Source organism: Halobacillus sp. AWH4_228 (genome assembly GCF_056158365.1).
Map to the genome: position 1 here is coordinate 1,612,645 of NZ_JBSWTE010000001.1, position 16,716 is coordinate 1,629,360.

The window sequence follows — 16,716 nt, forward strand, 5'->3', positions numbered from 1 at the left end:
TTATGGGAAACCAGCGGGGATTTGTTGAGGGTGTGTTAACCATCGAGGCTTCCGGTCCACTTCTGGAACCTTTTTTACAGGCGTGCACGCGGCGCGGGTGCAGGGTGTCCAGTCTGAGGCGCCTGGATGAAACGACGGTCCGCTTCTCCATCCGGCTCAAGGACTGGAAAATCCTCCGATCGCTCCGGAGAAAATACAAGTGCCGCCTGACCATCAAGGAAGGGAAGGGCGTTCCATTTTTATACAAGCTCATGCGGAGGCGGCTCTCTGTGGCGGCCGCTTTTCTGGCTGCGCTCGTTCTCATCTTTCTGGCGGCGAATACATTGTGGTCGATCAAGGTGGAGGGGTTGACGCCTGAATTAGAGGCAGCGGTTGAAAAGAAGCTGAACAGTTATGGAGTATCCCCGGGACGGTTGACCATCGGCATGAAGGATCCAAACGATATCCAGCAGATGCTGTTGGAGGATATTCCGGATCTGTTATGGATCGGGGTGAAAAAACAAGGGACAAGCTACCAGTTGTACGGTGTGAAAAAGACCAGGCATGATACGAATCAGGATAACCAGCCTTCCAATCTCGTCGCATCCAAGAAAGGGATGATCGTTCAGACCTTTATAAAAAAAGGCCGGCCGCTTGTGTCTGTCTATGATGTCGTAAAGAAAGGACAGGTCCTCGCCACAGGAGAACTTGTCGAAGAAGGGGATACGTTTGTTCACACAGAGGGGGATGTCACAGCAGAGACATGGTATCGGGTGGAGCAGGAGCTTCCCCTTCAGCAGATCGTTACACTCACTGACGGCACTGTAGAAACCGAGTATCACTTGAAAATTGGAGGCTGGTCTGTTCCGGTATGGGGGTGGTGGCGCGGAACGGATGGAAGCTACAGAGACGAAAACGTAACCACAGACTGGAGAATTTTTTCTTATTCCCTCCCTTTGAACATGAAGCGCGTAGACCATTTTTCCATTGATACAGATGCAATGGAATTATCCCGCAAGGAAATCGAGAAAATAGGACGGAAGGCTGCGGGACAGAGCCTGCTGCAGGAGCTTGAACCGGGAGCGGAAATCAAAGATGAAAAAGTTTTGCACCTTAGTGAGGAGCATGGTAAAGTAAAATTAATCCTATTGTACAAAGTTTATGAAAACATTGCAGAGACCAAGTATATTAGTCAAGGAGATTGAGTATGCCGGAAGAGTTGAAAACAATGGACATCCAATTGGATAATACAACAGAAACTCTGGCCCTGTTCGGGACAGAGGACCGTAATTTAAAGCAAATTGAAGAACAGCTGCAGGTGACGATCATCTCCCGCGGCGGTCAGGTCCGGGTGTCCGGACAGGCGGAACATGTTCAATTAGTTGAGGATATTCTTCTGAGTGTCCTTGCTCTGATCCGTAAAGGACTGTCCGTGACAGAGCGTGACATTGTCTACGCCGTGGAACTGGCAAAAAAAGGGAAAATCAATCAGTTTGAAGCGTTGTTTGAAGACGAAATCACGAAAAACTCTAAAGGTAAGTCCATCCGGGTAAAAACTCTCGGTCAGCGGAATTATATTGCTGCTATTAAAAATCATGATCTTGTATTCGGAATCGGCCCGGCCGGAACCGGAAAAACATACTTAGCTGTCATTATGGCCGTCAATGCCCTGAAAAATGGAGACGTAAAAAAGATCATTTTGACACGGCCTGCCGTTGAAGCCGGGGAAAGCCTTGGTTTCCTGCCCGGGGATTTGAAGGAAAAAGTGGATCCTTATCTACGGCCGCTGTATGATTCTCTTCATGACGTTTTCGGAGCAGAACACACAGCAAGACTGATTGACCGGGGGACGATCGAGATCGCCCCGCTTGCCTATATGAGGGGCCGGACCCTGGATGATGCGTTTGCCATTCTGGATGAAGCGCAGAACACCACCCCTGAACAAATGAAAATGTTCCTGACCCGGCTTGGCTTTGGATCGAAGATGATCATCACCGGGGATATTACCCAGGTCGACCTGCCAAAAGGCGTAAAGTCAGGGCTGCGTGTAGCTGAAGAGACGCTTGGGTATGTCAAAGGTGCATCGTTCATTAAGCTTGATCAGTCGGACGTTGTACGTCACCCGCTTGTACAGAGAATCATTGACGCATATGAAGGCGACAAACAATAAGACCCTCCCCGGGTCTTATTTCTTTTTGTGTCCGCTTACCATGAACCATTTGCCTTGGAGCATGACACCCTATATGATAGGGGGAGAGGGGAGCTTTTCACTTGGAAAAGCGGTCTTATGGCCGGAAAGAAAAAGGCCCATAATTACAACACCCTGCAGCAGACGCAGTTACTATGGATGAGGCTGAATAAGCCCTAAATAAGGAGGAAGACAAGTGATCACGATTGATTTTCACGATGAAACGAACTCTGTAGACGAAGCTTTTGTTGATATGATCCAGCGCATTCTTGAATTTGCAGGTGGACGGGAAGGCATCACTGGAGATGCTGAAGTATCGGTAAGCTTTGTTGACAATAAAGAAATTCAGGAACTCAACCGCAACTACCGCCAGAAGGATGAGCCGACAGACGTCATTTCCTTTGCCATGCAGGAGACAGGGGAAGGCGAAGTGGATATTCTGGATGAGAACCTTCCAATGATGCTCGGTGATATCGTCATCTCTGTGGACAAGGCCAAGGAGCAGGCGGAGGATTATCATCACTCTCTGGAAAGGGAATTCGGTTTCCTTGCTCTTCACGGGTTCCTCCATCTGCTGGGATATGATCATCTGAATGAAGAGGATGAAAAGAAGATGTTCACCCGCCAGGAGGACATTCTCCGTGAATTCGGGCTCCAGCGATCCTAAGAAAAAAGGAATAGGATTTGCCTATGCATGGAGAGGCATCAAACTGGTTTGGACATCGGAGCGGAATTTCCGCATTCATACCGCGGCTGCCATTCTGGCCTTAACAGCAGGCGGAATCCTGCGGTTATCCTTGGTGGAATGGGCTGTTCTTACGGTGACAATCGCTCTGGTCCTGACATTAGAGATGGTTAATTCCGCTATTGAAAAACTGCTGGACCACCTGCATCCGGACCGTCACCCGGCCGTGGGAGCTGTAAAGGACGTGGCGGCAGGTGCGGTACTTACGGCTGCCGGTGGATCTGTGGTCGTAGGTGTTTTCCTGTTCGGGCCGAAGCTCCTTGCTTTATTCATGTAACGGTAGACCTTACGGGATGTTATAATAGAATATAGAAGAACCTAAAGGTTAGATTTTATTGGAGGAACATGTATGACAGAGAATTTCAAATCAGGCTTCATTACGATTGTGGGCCGTCCGAACGTTGGTAAATCCACGTTCATGAACCGCGTAATTGGTGAGAAAATTGCCATCATGAGTGATAAGCCCCAGACAACGAGAAACAAAATCCAGGGTGTCTACACCGATGAAGAATCCCAGATGGTCTTTATCGACACCCCTGGTATTCATAAACCAAAGCACAAACTCGGCGATTTTATGGTGAACACAGCTGAAAATACGCTCAATGAAGTGGATGCCGTCCTGTTTATGATCAATGCAGAAGAAGGATACGGGCGCGGGGATCAGTTCATTATCGATCGTCTCCAACGCGTGAACCAGCCTGTCTTCCTGATCATTAACAAAATCGACCGGGTGCACCCGGACAAGCTGCTGCCGTTGATTGAGCAGTACAAGGACATGTATGATTTTGAAGAAATCATACCGATCTCCGCTCTCGAAGGTAACAACGTCAACCATCTGCTCGGGGTTTTAAAAAGCCATCTGCCGGAAGGTCCGCAGTTTTATCCGGAAGACCAGATTACCGATCACCCGGAGCGGTTTGTCATCAGTGAATTTATCCGTGAAAAGGTGCTTCACCTGACGCGGGAGGAAATTCCGCACTCGATTGCTGTAGTCATAGAAGGGATAAAGCCCAGGGAAGATGCTCCCGGCGTTTATATCCAGGCGGCGATCATCGTGGAACGTAAATCTCAAAAAGGGATCATTATTGGGAAGCAGGGCAGCATGCTGAAGGAAGTCGGCAAGAGAGCCCGTAAGGATATTGAATCCCTGCTCGGCAGTAAAGTGTATCTTGAACTGTGGGTGAAAGTACAGAAAGACTGGCGGAACAAGCAGATTCAACTCAGCGATTTCGGTTACAGGGACGACGAATACTAAAGGTTGGAAAAAATTAAGCCTTATAGATCAGGCCGGGGAAAGCAAGATAAGAATGTAAATGGTATCAGCGAATAAAAGAAAGGCGGTGTTTCTTGTGCTCGACAACCTTTCATGGAACGTTTTCAGGCAGACAGGAAGTGTGGAAACTTACTTGATGATGAAAGAATTTGAGTCGCAGGATCAACAACAGTCTCAGGAACCATTTGCTTCCTCCCCTGATCCCCTGACAACGAATGACCAAAATTCGTAAACGGAGCAGGTGATACACTTGATGGACAAAGTGGAAGGCCTTGTGATCCGTACTAATAATTATGGGGAAACACATAAGATAGTCACGATGATGACAAGGGAGAAAGGGAAAATAGGTGTCATGGCCAGAGGCGCTAAGAAGCCGAAGAGCCGGATGGCATCTGTATCCCAGCCGTTTATTCACGGAATGTATCTCATACAGTCAGGATCCGGACTTGGATCTATGAGCCAGGGGGAAATGTTATCCTCCCTCCGTTCCATCCGCGAGGATATTGTCAAAACAGCCTATGCTTCCTACATTGCAGAGCTGACCGACAAGCTCATAGAAGAAAAACAACCGGATCCTTTTCTTTTTGAACAGCTTCTGCAGACGATGGTGTGGATGAATGAAGATAAAGATCCGAACATCCTCACTATGATGTATGAATTGAAGCTTTTTAAAAAGGCCGGATTTGCGCCGGTGGTTGATCACTGCCTGAACTGCGGCAGTACAGAAGGTCCGTATTCCTTTTCCATGTCCGAAGGCGGTCTTCTCTGCTACCGCTGCAAGCATATCGATCCCGGAGCCTACGGCCTGCCGGATCCGCTTCCAAAGCTGCTGCGTGTATTTTTACATATTGATGTAAAACGACTCGGACAGATTACCATGAAGGAAGAAAATAAAAAGCTGCTCCGTCAGCTGATGGATGAATACTATGACCGTTACGGCGGATATTTTATCAAATCCAAAAAGTTTTTGAAGCAGCTTGATTTATTTTCTGAGTGAGGTTTGACAGCATCCTTGCAACTAGAGTATGATTCTAATATCAAATATACGTACTGCAGTGAAAGAGAGGAGTAGCTGAACCCCGTTCTCCACAAGCGAGCCTGAGCCGGTGAAAGTCAGGCGGGAACCATTCAGTGAAGGCGCTCTGGAGCAGTTTTTTAAAGTGGCTTTTCTACATAGAAGAGCAATTAGGGTGGAACCGCGGAAATCCCGTCCCTATGTCTGATTCAGGCATAGGGGCGGGATTTTCTTTATCCGCTCACTATTAGGAGGAGGAAAAGACTTGAATATTCAAGATATGATTTTAACCCTGCAGAATCACTGGTCCAGCCAGGGATGTCTGCTCATGCAGGCTTATGATACGGAAAAAGGGGCAGGAACGATGTCTCCGATGACCCTGCTTCGAAGCCTTGGTCCGGAACCTTGGAACGTAGCTTATGTAGAACCGTCCCGTCGTCCGGCTGATGGACGCTATGGCCAGAACCCAAACCGTTTGTACCAGCATCATCAGTTCCAGATCATCATGAAACCATCCCCGGATAACATCCAGGAGCTGTATTTAGAATCCCTGCGTGCCCTTGGCATCGATCCGTTGAAGCATGATATCCGCTTCGTTGAAGATAACTGGGAAAACCCGACACTTGGAGCCGCCGGCCTTGGATGGGAAGTATGGTTGGACGGTATGGAAATCACTCAATTCACGTACTTCCAGCAGATCGGTGGATTGGAAGCGAAGCCGGTTTCAGCGGAAATCACGTACGGACTTGAGCGTCTGGCGTCCTATATCCAGGATAAGGAAAACGTATTTGAACTGGAGTGGACCAATGGCGTGACAGTTGGAGATATCTTCACACAGCCGGAATACGAACATTCCGTTTATACGTTCGAAGCGTCTGATGAAAAGATGCTCTTTGATTTGTTTGGGACCTATGAGAAAGAAGCGGAACGCATCATGGAAGAGGGACTCGTGTTCCCCGCGTATGATTACGTGCTGAAGTGTTCGCATACGTTCAATCTCCTGGACGCTAAGGGCGTCATCAGTGTCACAGAGAGGACGGGGTACATTTCACGGGTCCGGAACCTTGCCCGTAAAATTGCGAAAACCTATGTAGAAGAAAGGGAACGCCTCGGATTCCCAATGTTGAAGAAAGAAGGTGGAGCAGATGAGTAAGACTGTATTATTTGAGCTCGGCCTGGAGGAGCTTCCTGCCCGTTTTATTAATGATGCTCTTGCCCAGTTGAAAGATAAGACAGAGAAGTGGCTGACAGATAACCGGATTCCTTTTGGTGATATTCACGGCTTTGCCACACCGAGAAGACTGGCTGTCCAAATCACAGAAGTTGCTGATAAGCAGCCGGACGTCGAGGAAGAGGCGAAAGGCCCTGCTAAAAAGATTGCCCTTGATGAAGAAGGGAACTGGTCGAAGGCTGCCATTGGATTTACGAAAGGGCAGGGCAGAGACGTTGATGATATTTACTTCAAGGAAATCAAGGGTACAGAATATGTGCACGTGCGTAAGTTCATTGAAGGAAAGGAAACAGCCGCTCTGCTTGAGCAGTTTGGAGAGGTTTTTCTTTCTCTGAATTTTCCAAAGAATATGCGCTGGGGAGCCCGTGACCTCCGTTTTGCCCGCCCGATCCGCTGGATGGTGGCTTTATTCGGGGAGCAGGTGATTCCTTTCCAGATTGAGAACGTTCATACAGACCGCCGGACATTCGGTCATCGTTTCCTTGGATCAGAAACAACCATCACGAGTGCGGATCACTACGAACAGACGCTTTCTGATCAATACGTGATGGCCTCCGTGGAAAAGCGTCAGGACCAAATTGTAACCCAGCTTAAACAGCTGGAAGAGAAACAGAGCTGGAAGCTTATGATAGATGAGGAGCTTCTCGAAGAAGTGACCCATCTGGTGGAATATCCAGCTGTTTTCAGCGGCGCATTCTCAGAGGAATTCCTGGAGGTGCCTGAAGAAGCATTGATTACATCCATGAAAGAGCACCAGCGTTATTTCCCTGTCCGCTCCCATGATAACAAGCTGCTGCCATATTTCGTCGGTGTGCGTAATGGCGACGACCAGAACATTGATATCGTAGCCCGAGGAAACGAAAAGGTGTTGAAAGCACGCTTGAAAGATGCGCAGTTCTTTTATGAGGAAGACCAGAAGGGAAGCATCGATGAGAAGATGGAGAAGCTTTCCCGTATGGTTTATCAGGAGGAACTTGGGACGCTTGCGGATAAGGTTCAGCGGATAACAGCCATTACTGTCAAACTGAGTGAATGGCTCAACCTGAATAAAGAAGAAAAACTAAAAGCTACCCGTGCTGCGGAAATCTGCAAATTTGACCTTGTCACCCAGATGGTCGATGAATTCACTGAACTTCAAGGAGTGATGGGGGAGAAGTATGCCCGTCTGTTTGGCGAAGATGAGGAAGTGGCTGTAGCTGTCAATGAACACTATATGCCTCGGCAGGCCAATGGTGAAGTTCCGGCATCTACAATCGGATCCATTGTAAGCATCGCAGATAAGCTCGATACGATCGTCGGCAGTGTATCTATTGGTCGTGTACCAACAGGATCCCAGGATCCATACGGGTTGAGAAGACAGGCCCTCGGTATTCTTCAAACCCTGAACAGCCGTGGCTGGTCCGTGTCCGTCGAGAAACTGATCGATCTTGTTCATCAGTTCTATATCGAGCTTGAACTCCCTACGAGATCGGAAGAAGAAGTTCACAACGATCTTCATGAATTTTTCCGTGTCCGTGCGGCCTACCTGCTTCGTGAAAAACAAGTGGATCCCGATGTGGTGGAAGCTGTTCTCGCCCAGGGGATCGGTCATTTCCCTGTTGCAGGAAGAAAAGCAGAACTCCTGGTTGAAAAGCGGAATGAACCTTCTTTCAAACCTGTCCAGGAGGCCCTCGGCCGCGTATTAAATTTAGCGAAAAAAGCCGATGCAGACGCGGTGAATCCGGATCTATTTGAGAACAAAGAAGAGCAGCAGCTTTACGATGTTTTCCAAACGGTCCATGAATCGTACAGCCGTCAGATGTCTGAAGGCCTTGTCGAAGAGGCACTGGAGACCTTGTCCGAACTGGCAGACTCCATTCACGCCTTCTTTGATGCGGTCATGGTCATGGCAGAGGATGAAAGAGTCAAAGCCAACCGACTCGGCCTGTTGAAGCAGATTTCTGAAGACATTTATCAGTATGCCGATCTGACACGAATCGAGTGGAAACAACAGTTCTAAGCACCCTTCTTTTACCCATTCAGGAAAATGAGGTATAATGAAGAATAGTATGTCACATTCAGCGTTCAGGGTGGTGAGAACTTGGAATTATCAAACCGGCAGGAGCAGATTATTCAAATTGTGAAGGATAATGGACCGATTACCGGAGAGAACATCGCAGAAAGACTGGAATTAACACGGGCGACTCTGCGTCCGGATCTTGCTATATTAACCATGGCAGGCTATCTGGATGCGCGGCCGCGGGTGGGGTATTTTTTCACGGGGAAAACAGGTTCTGAACTTTTCACGGAAAAACTGAAAAAGTTCAAAGTGAGGGAATACCAGTCCCTCCCGATTGTTGTAGAGGAAGACGTATCGGCGTATGATGCGATCTGTGCGATGTTTCTTGAAGATGTCGGAACATTGTTTGTCACGAACCATAAATCCCATCTTGTCGGCGTCCTTTCCAGAAAGGACCTGCTGAGGGCAAGCATAGGATCGAAGGACTTAACGTCCATCCCGGTCCATATCATTATGACGCGGATGCCGAATATTACGATATGTGAGCCTGAGGATCTCCTTTTGGACGCCGCCCAGAAGTTAATAGAAAAACAGATCGACGGACTGCCGGTCGTGAATCCTGCAGAGGATGGGCTTGAGGTCGTTGGAAGGTTAACGAAAACGAATATAACCAAAGCCCTTGTAGAACTTGCACGCGATCAGCATATTTGATTCAGGATTAGGAGGGGCAGTATGGAGAAACCATTAATTTATGTACTATCCGATTCCGTAGGGGAGACCGCTGAGCTTGTTACCAAGGCTTGTTTGAGTCAGTTTGATGACGGACCTTTTGATCTTCAGCGCATCCCTTATGTAGAAGATAAAGGGACGATTAACGAAGCTGTTCTTCAAGCCAAAGAGCACGATGCCATGATCGGCTTTACCCTTGTCGTTCCTGAGTACAGGATTCACCTGAAACAGGAAGCCGAAAAACACGGAGTCCGCTGTGTTGATATCATGGGGCCGATGATGGAAGCGATGGAAAGTCACCTCCAAATACAGCCGAGACTGGAACCCGGCCTCGTCCACAAGCTTGATGAGGATTATTTCAAGCGGGTGGAAGCCATTGAATTCGCTGTCCGGTATGATGATGGCCGTGACCCGCGGGGCATTTCCAAGGCAGATATCGTTTTGATCGGCGTATCCCGAACGTCCAAAACTCCATTGTCCCAGTATCTTGCTCATAAAAGGCTGAAAGTGGCAAACGTCCCGATTGTTCCGGAAGTCCAGCCACCGTCTGAATTGTTCCGGGTGGACCCGGAGAAATGCATCGGCTTGAAAATCAGTGCAGAAAAGCTGAATGACATCCGGAAGGAACGTTTGAAATCCCTGGGACTCGGTGATCAGGCTACATATGCCAACCTTGAACGGATCAGCCAGGAGCTGGAGCATTTCAACAGAATCGTCGATAAAATCGGCTGCCCGGTTATTGATGTCTCTAATAAAGCTGTAGAGGAAACGGCGAATATCATTATGAATAAGCTGAGGAAAGATGCTCAGGAATAATGCAGTATCTCAAAAAGTCGCGCTTTGATTAAGCGCGGCTTTTGTTGGGAAGAATGAAATTAGGTAAAATTAGACATAGCATTCACAGGAGAAATGTATTATAATATTTTTTTGTGGAAAAATCCTGACAGGTCCGGTTTTCATATCTGCAGGTTCTTTACTCCTTACGCACATTGTCTATTTTTCAGAAAAATAAAACATTTGCTTTTTAGGAGGATTCTACCGCTTGCTGTAGAAATATTGATACTATGCCAAAAATACATCGAACGGTCTGGGTGGACGCAGACAGCTGTCCCGTTCAGAAGGAAATTGAGGAAATGAGTGCGGACTGCGGCGTGACGGCCAGGTTCATTGCTACGGTTAATCATTTCAGTACAGAAAAGTCACAGACATCGTGGACCTTTGTTGATGATGGTTCCCAGTCTGTAGACCTTTACATTTTGAATGCAGCTGCCAAGGGAGATGTGGTCATTACGCAGGACTTGTCGCTGGCTGTTCTCCTGACCTCTAAAGGGGTTTATGTGATGACGCCGCGAGGAAAACTGATAAAGGAAACCGATGCGGATCACATTATGAACCAGAAGTTTATCCGGCAGCAGACGATGAAGCAGAAGCGTAAATGGAAGGGGCCTTCCGCCTTTACGGACAAGCACAGAGAAGAGTTCCGGGAAACTTTCCAATATTTGTTGTCTGATCATGAAGGAATTTAGCCTTTGGAAGAGAATAATTGAGTAGTATGGTGATCATATGGCTGGACACATTCCAGAAGAAAAAGTAGATGAGATTCGGAAATCAGCCGACATTGTGGAAGTGATCGGCGATTATGTTGACCTCAAAAAGCAGGGGAGAAACCATTTCGGCCTTTGTCCATTCCATGGGGAAAACACGCCTTCTTTTTCCGTTTCGCAGGATAAGCAGATTTTCCATTGCTTCGGTTGTGGAAAGGGAGGGAATGTCTACACCTTCCTTATGGAAATGGAAGGATACAGTTTTATACAGGCCCTCAAGCAGCTTTCTGAACGCACAGGTGTGGAAATTCCAGAGCAGTTTGCTGAGGAGAACTACACCGGTGCGGATAATCAGGAATCACAGGCGATGCTTGAAGCACACCAGTGGCTGACAAAATTATACCATCATTTGTTAAAGAATTCCAAGGACGGCCGGAAAGCCTATGAATATCTTTTGGACAGAGGTTTTACAGAAGAAACCATCCAGAAGTATCAGCTCGGGTATTCACCGGATGATAAGGATTTCGTCGTCACTTTTCTTGAGAAAAAAGGCTTTCACCCCCAGACGATGGTCAAAGCCGGCCTGCTGAGTGTGAATGATCAGGGGAATTATGCCGACCGCTTTCGCGGAAGGGTCATGTTTCCGCTGCGCAACCACCTGGGAAAGACCGTGGCTTTTGCAGGAAGAGCTCTTGGAGAGCAGCAGCCCAAATACTTGAATAGTCCGGAAACGGAACTCTTTCATAAGGGCCGGCTGCTTTATAACTTCGATCTTGCCCGGTCCTCCATACGTAAGGAAAAAACCGTTGTCCTATTCGAAGGGTTCGGGGATGTTATATCCGCTGCCCAGTCGGGTATCCCTTATGCAGTAGGGACGATGGGGACATCGCTTTCCAGTACACAGGCCAACTTGTTGAAAAAGTATACGGATCAGATCATCGTCTGTTATGACGGTGACCGCGCCGGGATTGAGGCGGCTGTCAAGGCTGCCAGACTGACAAAAAGCATCGGTTGTCAGACGTTTGTGGCCCGCGTGCCCGACGCTCTGGACCCGGATGATTTCATCCAGCGGCATGGCGGGGACCGTTTCAAGAAGGAAGTGCTTGATACCAGCGACACGTATATCTCCTTTATGATGAGTTATCTCCGCAGGGATTATAACCTGCAGGTGGAAGGAGATCGTATCGCCTATATCGAAAAAGTACTACAGGAGATTGCCACTCTGGATCGTGCGGTCGAGAGAGAGCATTACCTGAATGAGATGTCCTCTGAATTTCAGTTATCTCTGGAAACCTTGAAAGAGGAAATCAGTCAGATAAGAAGACAGCAGGGTGTGAAGGATAATGAGCCAAAGAACCGATATACTAATCCTAAGAGGGAAACATCGGTTCAGAACAAGCTTCTTCCTGCGTTTCATAATGCGGAAAGAAAGCTGATTGCATATATGTTGAAAGATCCCTACATTGCTGATAAAGTTCAGGAGGAAATAGGAGGGGCTTTCAATATAGAAGATCATCAGGTCATTGTCACACATCTTTACGCATATTATGAAGACGGCAATGAATCAGATATCAGTCAGTTCGTTGAAATGATTGAGGATATGTCCATCAAAAACCTCGTGATCGAGCTCGCAATGGCACCCGTCAGTGAGGAAGTATCCGATCAGGAAATCCATGATTATATAGAGCGGATCCGATTGGAAAACTGGGATCGAACGGATATTAAGAGCCTGGAATCCGAGTTGAAGCGGGCTGAACAGCAGAACGAGCCGATCAAGGCCGCGGAAATTGCGATGGAGATTATAAAACGGAAAAAAGAATTAAAAGCGTAATCAGGTAGAGTTTGGATAGATTGTTGGAAGGAGGGGGACTTATGGCAGAGAAGAAACAACAGCCATCACGTTCTAAAGAAACTGAAAATCAGACGGAATTGACACTGGAGCAGGCCAAAGAGCAGGTCGTAGAGTTAGGGAAAAAACGCGGAATCCTCGCGTATGAAGAGGTGGCTGAGAAATTATCCAGCTTCGAACTCGACTCCGATCAAATGGATGAATTTTACGAGCACCTGAATGAACAGGGCGTAGAGGTCATCGGTGATTCTGAATCGGACCCTAGTATCAAGCAGCTCGATAAGGAAGAGGAATTCGACCTCAATGACCTGAGTGTACCTCCAGGTGTGAAAATCAATGACCCGGTCCGTATGTATCTGAAAGAAATCGGCCGCGTCAATCTATTATCAGCCAAAGATGAAATCAGTCTTGCCCAGCGTATAGAAAATGGGGATGAAGAAGCGAAAAGGGATCTGGCAGAAGCCAACCTTCGTCTCGTTGTAAGTATTGCCAAGCGTTACGTCGGCCGCGGCATGCTTTTCCTTGATCTAATCCAGGAAGGGAACATGGGTCTGATCAAAGCGGTAGAAAAATTCGATTACCGCAAAGGTTACAAATTCAGTACCTATGCTACATGGTGGATCAGACAGGCGATTACCCGTGCGATTGCCGACCAGGCACGTACCATCCGTATTCCGGTTCACATGGTGGAAACGATCAACAAACTGATCCGTGTGCAGCGGCAGCTTCTTCAGGATCTCGGCCGCGAACCGACACCAGAGGAAATTGCACAGGATATGGATCTTACACCGGATAAAGTCCGTGAAATCCTTAAGATTGCCCAGGAGCCCGTATCACTGGAAACACCGATCGGGGAAGAAGACGACTCCCATCTTGGTGATTTCATTGAGGACCAGGAAGCAACCTCCCCATCTGACCATGCCGCCTATGAACTATTGAAGGAACAGCTTGAAGACGTCCTGGACACACTGACAGATAGAGAAGAAAATGTCCTGCGCCTCCGTTTTGGACTTGATGACGGACGTACGCGAACACTCGAAGAGGTCGGAAAAGTGTTCGGAGTAACCCGGGAAAGAATCCGGCAGATCGAAGCGAAAGCTCTTCGTAAGCTGAGACACCCGAGCCGCAGCAAACGCCTGAAAGACTTTATGGAATAAGAACAGCCGTAGACTCAAGGTTCTTTTACAACGCCTATGTAGGAGGATCTTGAGTTTACCTGTGTTTTGGAGGAAAGTATGCAGGATGAGCGTACGAAAACCATCATTCATGAGATTCAGTACTGGAAAGAGAGCAGGCTTCTACCCGCGGAATACTGTGACTTTCTATTGGCGTTGTACACCAAAGGCGAGGAAGAAAAACCCGGCCATGCTCCTGTACAGACCGTACAGCTGCTGGTCCCGGCCTTTGTTCTGCTCAGCCTGTTTATGATACCCCTTACATTACTTGTCATTTATTTTACTCAAATGGGGTTCATAATGCAAACAGGGCTTTTGTCGTTTTTTGTAGGATCGGTATGGTTTATAAGTGGATGGTTACACTATAAACGGACCGACTGGTATTTGATACCTTTTGTGAACGGTTTGTTGATCCTTCTAATAATGTCCATCTTCGTAGTGGATCACTGGACAACATCCGTCCAGGCTGTCTACATAACGATGCTGTTTCATTTTCTTATCTGGATCAGCGTCGGAGTGTTTATGAAAATCAGGTTTTTATTATGGAGTGGCGTAACCGCTGTCATTTTGTGGATCATTTTCATTGTTTTATAAGTTTTCGGTGGTTAAGCCTTTAATAAGTAACGGTTTTCATATAAAATAAAAATAGTCGAATAGACGCGAAAAATTCATATAGGGAATACATAAGGAGGTTGCCATTCATGAGAAAGAACCCTGTGATCCCATTTGCAATTATCGCTGTACTGGGGATCGTAGCCATGATCATTGTTTCTTCTGCCGGTATCAACCAACGTGAAGCGATTCAAAGCGAGGAAGAAGGCGGAGGAGAACAGACGGAAGAAACTGCATCCGCTGATCCGGAAGAAATGTACCAGAACAAGTGTTCAAGCTGCCATGGCGGTGACTTGAGTGGAGGCGCAGGTCCGAATCTTCAGGAAGTCGGCTCCCGTTATTCAGCAGAAGAGATCCAGGACATTATCATCAATGGTAAAGGATCACAGATGCCTGCAGGTCTTTATACCGGTGAGCAGGCCACTCAGCTGGCAGAATGGCTCGCTGAGAAAAAATAAGAAGTACGTGAGAAGCTTTCTGCTGCTGTCAGAAAGCTTTTCTTTATGAGAGGAACGATTTTTTATGAATGTACATCAACTATCCGAACGGCTGGCAAAGGTAGCGGAATACCTGCCTGCTGGAGCAGTATTTGCTGATATAGGGTCTGATCATGCCTATCTGCCTTGTTATGTCTGTTTAAAGGATCCACAGGCACAAGCGATAGCCGGAGAGGTTAATCAAGGCCCTTATGACAGCGCCCTGAATGAAGTGAAAGCCCATGATCTTCAATCCAGGATCGATGTCAGATTGGGAGATGGTCTCGAAGTGATCCAGCCTGGAGAAGTTAAGCAGGTCACCATCGCCGGTATGGGAGGGCCGTTAATCCGGGATATTCTGGACAGAGGCAGGGATAAGTTAACCGCCGTTAACCGTATCGTCGCCCAGCCGAACATTGATGCACGCTCGATCCGTCAATGGTTTTACACGCATGGATACAGCCTGATTGACGAACAGATCATGGAAGAAGGCGGGCACATCTATGAAATCCTTGCAGCAGAAAAAGGGGACCCTGCCCTTGCTTATGAACCCGCCGACTTGGACAAAGAGCTTTGGCTCGGCCCTTACCTTATGAAGGAAAGGTCAGAAGCGTTTAGGAAGAAGTGGCACGAGGAAATGATCAAGAAGGAATATATCCTGGATCAAATGCAGAAGGCTTCCACTGTGGATGAAGTGAAAGTGGACACGCTTCAAAAGGAAATGAAATGGCTGCAGGAGGTTTTATCAAAATGAATAAAGTAACGGCCGGGGAAATCATAAAAACATTGGAAACATGGGCACCAAAAAGCTTTGCTTATGACTGGGACAACGTAGGGCTGCAGGTGGGCAGCCTGAACAAGCCGGTGCAGAATGTCATGGTAACGCTTGATGTTGTTGAAAGTGTAGTGGATGAGGCGGTTGAAAAAAAGGTGGATCTTATCATTGCCCATCATCCCCTGTTATTTGTGAAACTTCATCAAATCAATGTGGATACGCCAAAAGGACGGATAGTCCAGAAGCTTCTGAAACACGATATTACGGTGTATGCGGCGCATACGAACCTGGATGTTGCAGAAGGCGGAGTGAATGATGTGATGGCAGACCTTCTCGATGTTAAAAACCGCCGGCCTTTGATTCCGACAGAAACGGAAAAGCTTGTGAAACTGGCTGTTTTTGTCCCTGATTCCCACCTGGAAGCTGTAAGGGATGCGGTGAGCGAAGCAGGGGCAGGTTTTATTGGTGATTACAGCCACTGTACCTATCAGGTTTCCGGTGAAGGGACGTTCAAACCTCAAGAGGGTACAAACCCTTATCTTGGGGAGCAGGGCCGCTTGGAGCAGGTCCAGGAGAAACGTTTGGAAACCATCGTTCCACAGGATAAGCTGTCTAAAGTTCTTGAAGCGATGGAAAAAGCCCACCCGTATGAGGAAGTGGCTTATGATCTTTATCCTCTTCTCAATGAAGGCAGGACCCTCGGAATTGGAAGAGTGGGCCGGCTGGACGAGCCCATTTCCCTCCAGGATTTTGCTGACAAAGTGAAGGAGCGTTTCGACGTCCCTCATGTGCGTGTGGCAGGGAAAATGGGGAACACCGTTCAAACGGTCGCCGTTCTGGGTGGAAGTGGAGAAAAATATATTCATAAGGCTAAGAGAAGCGGAGCTGACGTATATGTGACCGGAGATATGACCTTCCATATGACTCAGGACGCTGTGGAGATGGGCTTAGATGTGATTGATCCCGGTCACCATGTGGAGAAAGTGGTCTGCGTAAAAGTACAGCAGTATCTGGAGGAACGCTGCAATAAAGATGGAGCCTTGAACATCCTGGTGTCCGAAGTGGATACAGAGCCCTTTATAATCCAGTAAAAAAGGATGAAAGCGGGAAGCTTTCATCCTTTTTA

Annotated in this window: 18 protein-coding genes and 1 other annotated feature; all 18 genes read left to right on the top strand. The window is 47.6% G+C overall.

The genetic code is table 11. The annotated features are described in order from the left end of the window. The first annotated feature begins 2 nt into the window (after positions 1–2). The 18 genes from yqfD to ACXADP_RS08085 all read left to right on the top strand — a co-directional run bounded on the left by yqfD (position 3) and on the right by ACXADP_RS08085 (position 16,681). On the top strand, positions 3–1,184 hold the full coding sequence (gene yqfD / locus ACXADP_RS08000; RefSeq protein ID WP_474971225.1) for a sporulation protein YqfD: 1,182 nt from the start codon (positions 3–5) through the stop codon (positions 1,182–1,184). 2 nt (positions 1,185–1,186) lie between these two features. Continuing rightward, positions 1,187–2,149 carry a PhoH family protein gene (locus ACXADP_RS08005; protein ID WP_474969022.1) on the top strand — a complete coding sequence of 321 codons (963 nt, stop codon included), beginning with the start codon at positions 1,187–1,189 and terminating at the stop codon, positions 2,147–2,149. 217 nt (positions 2,150–2,366) lie between these two features. Continuing rightward, positions 2,367–2,834, top strand: coding sequence for an rRNA maturation RNase YbeY (gene ybeY / locus ACXADP_RS08010; protein ID WP_027955361.1), 468 nt, complete (start codon positions 2,367–2,369; stop codon positions 2,832–2,834). Continuing rightward, complete coding sequence (locus ACXADP_RS08015; RefSeq protein ID WP_474969021.1) at positions 2,809–3,189, top strand: diacylglycerol kinase; 381 nt, start codon at positions 2,809–2,811, stop codon at positions 3,187–3,189. Before ybeY ends, ACXADP_RS08015 begins: the two co-directional genes overlap by 26 nt. Positions 3,190–3,261: 72 nt before the next feature. Beyond that, positions 3,262–4,167: a GTPase Era gene (era, locus tag ACXADP_RS08020; protein WP_027955363.1), complete on the top strand. Its 906-nt coding sequence runs from the start codon at positions 3,262–3,264 to the stop codon at positions 4,165–4,167. Between the two features lie 94 nt (positions 4,168–4,261). After that, positions 4,262–4,417: a YqzL family protein gene (locus tag ACXADP_RS08025; protein WP_084163142.1), complete on the top strand. Its 156-nt coding sequence runs from the start codon at positions 4,262–4,264 to the stop codon at positions 4,415–4,417. A gap of 18 nt (positions 4,418–4,435) precedes the next feature. Next, positions 4,436–5,182: a DNA repair protein RecO gene (recO, locus tag ACXADP_RS08030; RefSeq protein WP_027955364.1), complete on the top strand. Its 747-nt coding sequence runs from the start codon at positions 4,436–4,438 to the stop codon at positions 5,180–5,182. A gap of 49 nt (positions 5,183–5,231) precedes the next feature. Beyond that, positions 5,232–5,403: a binding site (T-box leader), on the top strand. Positions 5,404–5,465: 62 nt separating this feature from the next. Further along, positions 5,466–6,353: a glycine--tRNA ligase subunit alpha gene (gene glyQ / locus ACXADP_RS08035; RefSeq protein ID WP_474971226.1), complete on the top strand. Its 888-nt coding sequence runs from the start codon at positions 5,466–5,468 to the stop codon at positions 6,351–6,353. Further along, the gene (gene glyS / locus ACXADP_RS08040; protein ID WP_474971227.1) at positions 6,346–8,430 is read left to right on the top strand and encodes a glycine--tRNA ligase subunit beta; all 2,085 of its coding nucleotides are present in this window, start codon (positions 6,346–6,348) and stop codon (positions 8,428–8,430) included. Before glyQ ends, glyS begins: the two co-directional genes overlap by 8 nt. An 81-nt stretch (positions 8,431–8,511) precedes the next feature. After that, positions 8,512–9,141, top strand: coding sequence for a transcriptional regulator CcpN (ccpN, locus tag ACXADP_RS08045; RefSeq protein WP_027955367.1), 630 nt, complete (start codon positions 8,512–8,514; stop codon positions 9,139–9,141). 21 nt (positions 9,142–9,162) lie between these two features. Further along, positions 9,163–9,975 (top strand): pyruvate, water dikinase regulatory protein, encoded by an 813-nt coding sequence (locus ACXADP_RS08050; RefSeq protein ID WP_474969016.1) that lies wholly within the window; start codon positions 9,163–9,165, stop codon positions 9,973–9,975. A 248-nt stretch (positions 9,976–10,223) separates the two neighbouring features. Beyond that, on the top strand, positions 10,224–10,685 hold the full coding sequence (locus tag ACXADP_RS08055; protein ID WP_474969015.1) for a DUF188 domain-containing protein: 462 nt from the start codon (positions 10,224–10,226) through the stop codon (positions 10,683–10,685). A 37-nt stretch (positions 10,686–10,722) separates the two neighbouring features. After that, a complete protein-coding gene (gene dnaG / locus ACXADP_RS08060; RefSeq protein ID WP_474971228.1) occupies positions 10,723–12,534 on the top strand; it encodes a DNA primase in 1,812 nt (603 codons plus the stop codon). Positions 12,535–12,575: 41 nt separating this feature from the next. Then, positions 12,576–13,709, top strand: a complete 1,134-nt coding sequence (gene rpoD, locus ACXADP_RS08065; RefSeq protein ID WP_027955371.1) for an RNA polymerase sigma factor RpoD — start codon at positions 12,576–12,578, stop codon at positions 13,707–13,709. Between the two features lie 78 nt (positions 13,710–13,787). Then, positions 13,788–14,321 carry a hypothetical protein gene (locus ACXADP_RS08070; RefSeq protein WP_474969013.1) on the top strand — a complete coding sequence of 178 codons (534 nt, stop codon included), beginning with the start codon at positions 13,788–13,790 and terminating at the stop codon, positions 14,319–14,321. 107 nt (positions 14,322–14,428) lie between these two features. After that, the gene (gene cccA / locus ACXADP_RS08075; protein ID WP_027955373.1) at positions 14,429–14,797 is read left to right on the top strand and encodes a cytochrome c550; all 369 of its coding nucleotides are present in this window, start codon (positions 14,429–14,431) and stop codon (positions 14,795–14,797) included. A gap of 64 nt (positions 14,798–14,861) precedes the next feature. Beyond that, entirely contained in the window at positions 14,862–15,569 is a 708-nt protein-coding gene (locus ACXADP_RS08080; RefSeq protein ID WP_474969012.1) for a tRNA (adenine(22)-N(1))-methyltransferase, read from the top strand. Then, a complete protein-coding gene (locus ACXADP_RS08085; RefSeq protein ID WP_474969011.1) occupies positions 15,566–16,681 on the top strand; it encodes a Nif3-like dinuclear metal center hexameric protein in 1,116 nt (371 codons plus the stop codon). The genes ACXADP_RS08080 and ACXADP_RS08085 overlap by 4 nt, the downstream gene beginning before the upstream one ends. The last annotated feature ends 35 nt before the right edge of the window (positions 16,682–16,716 follow it).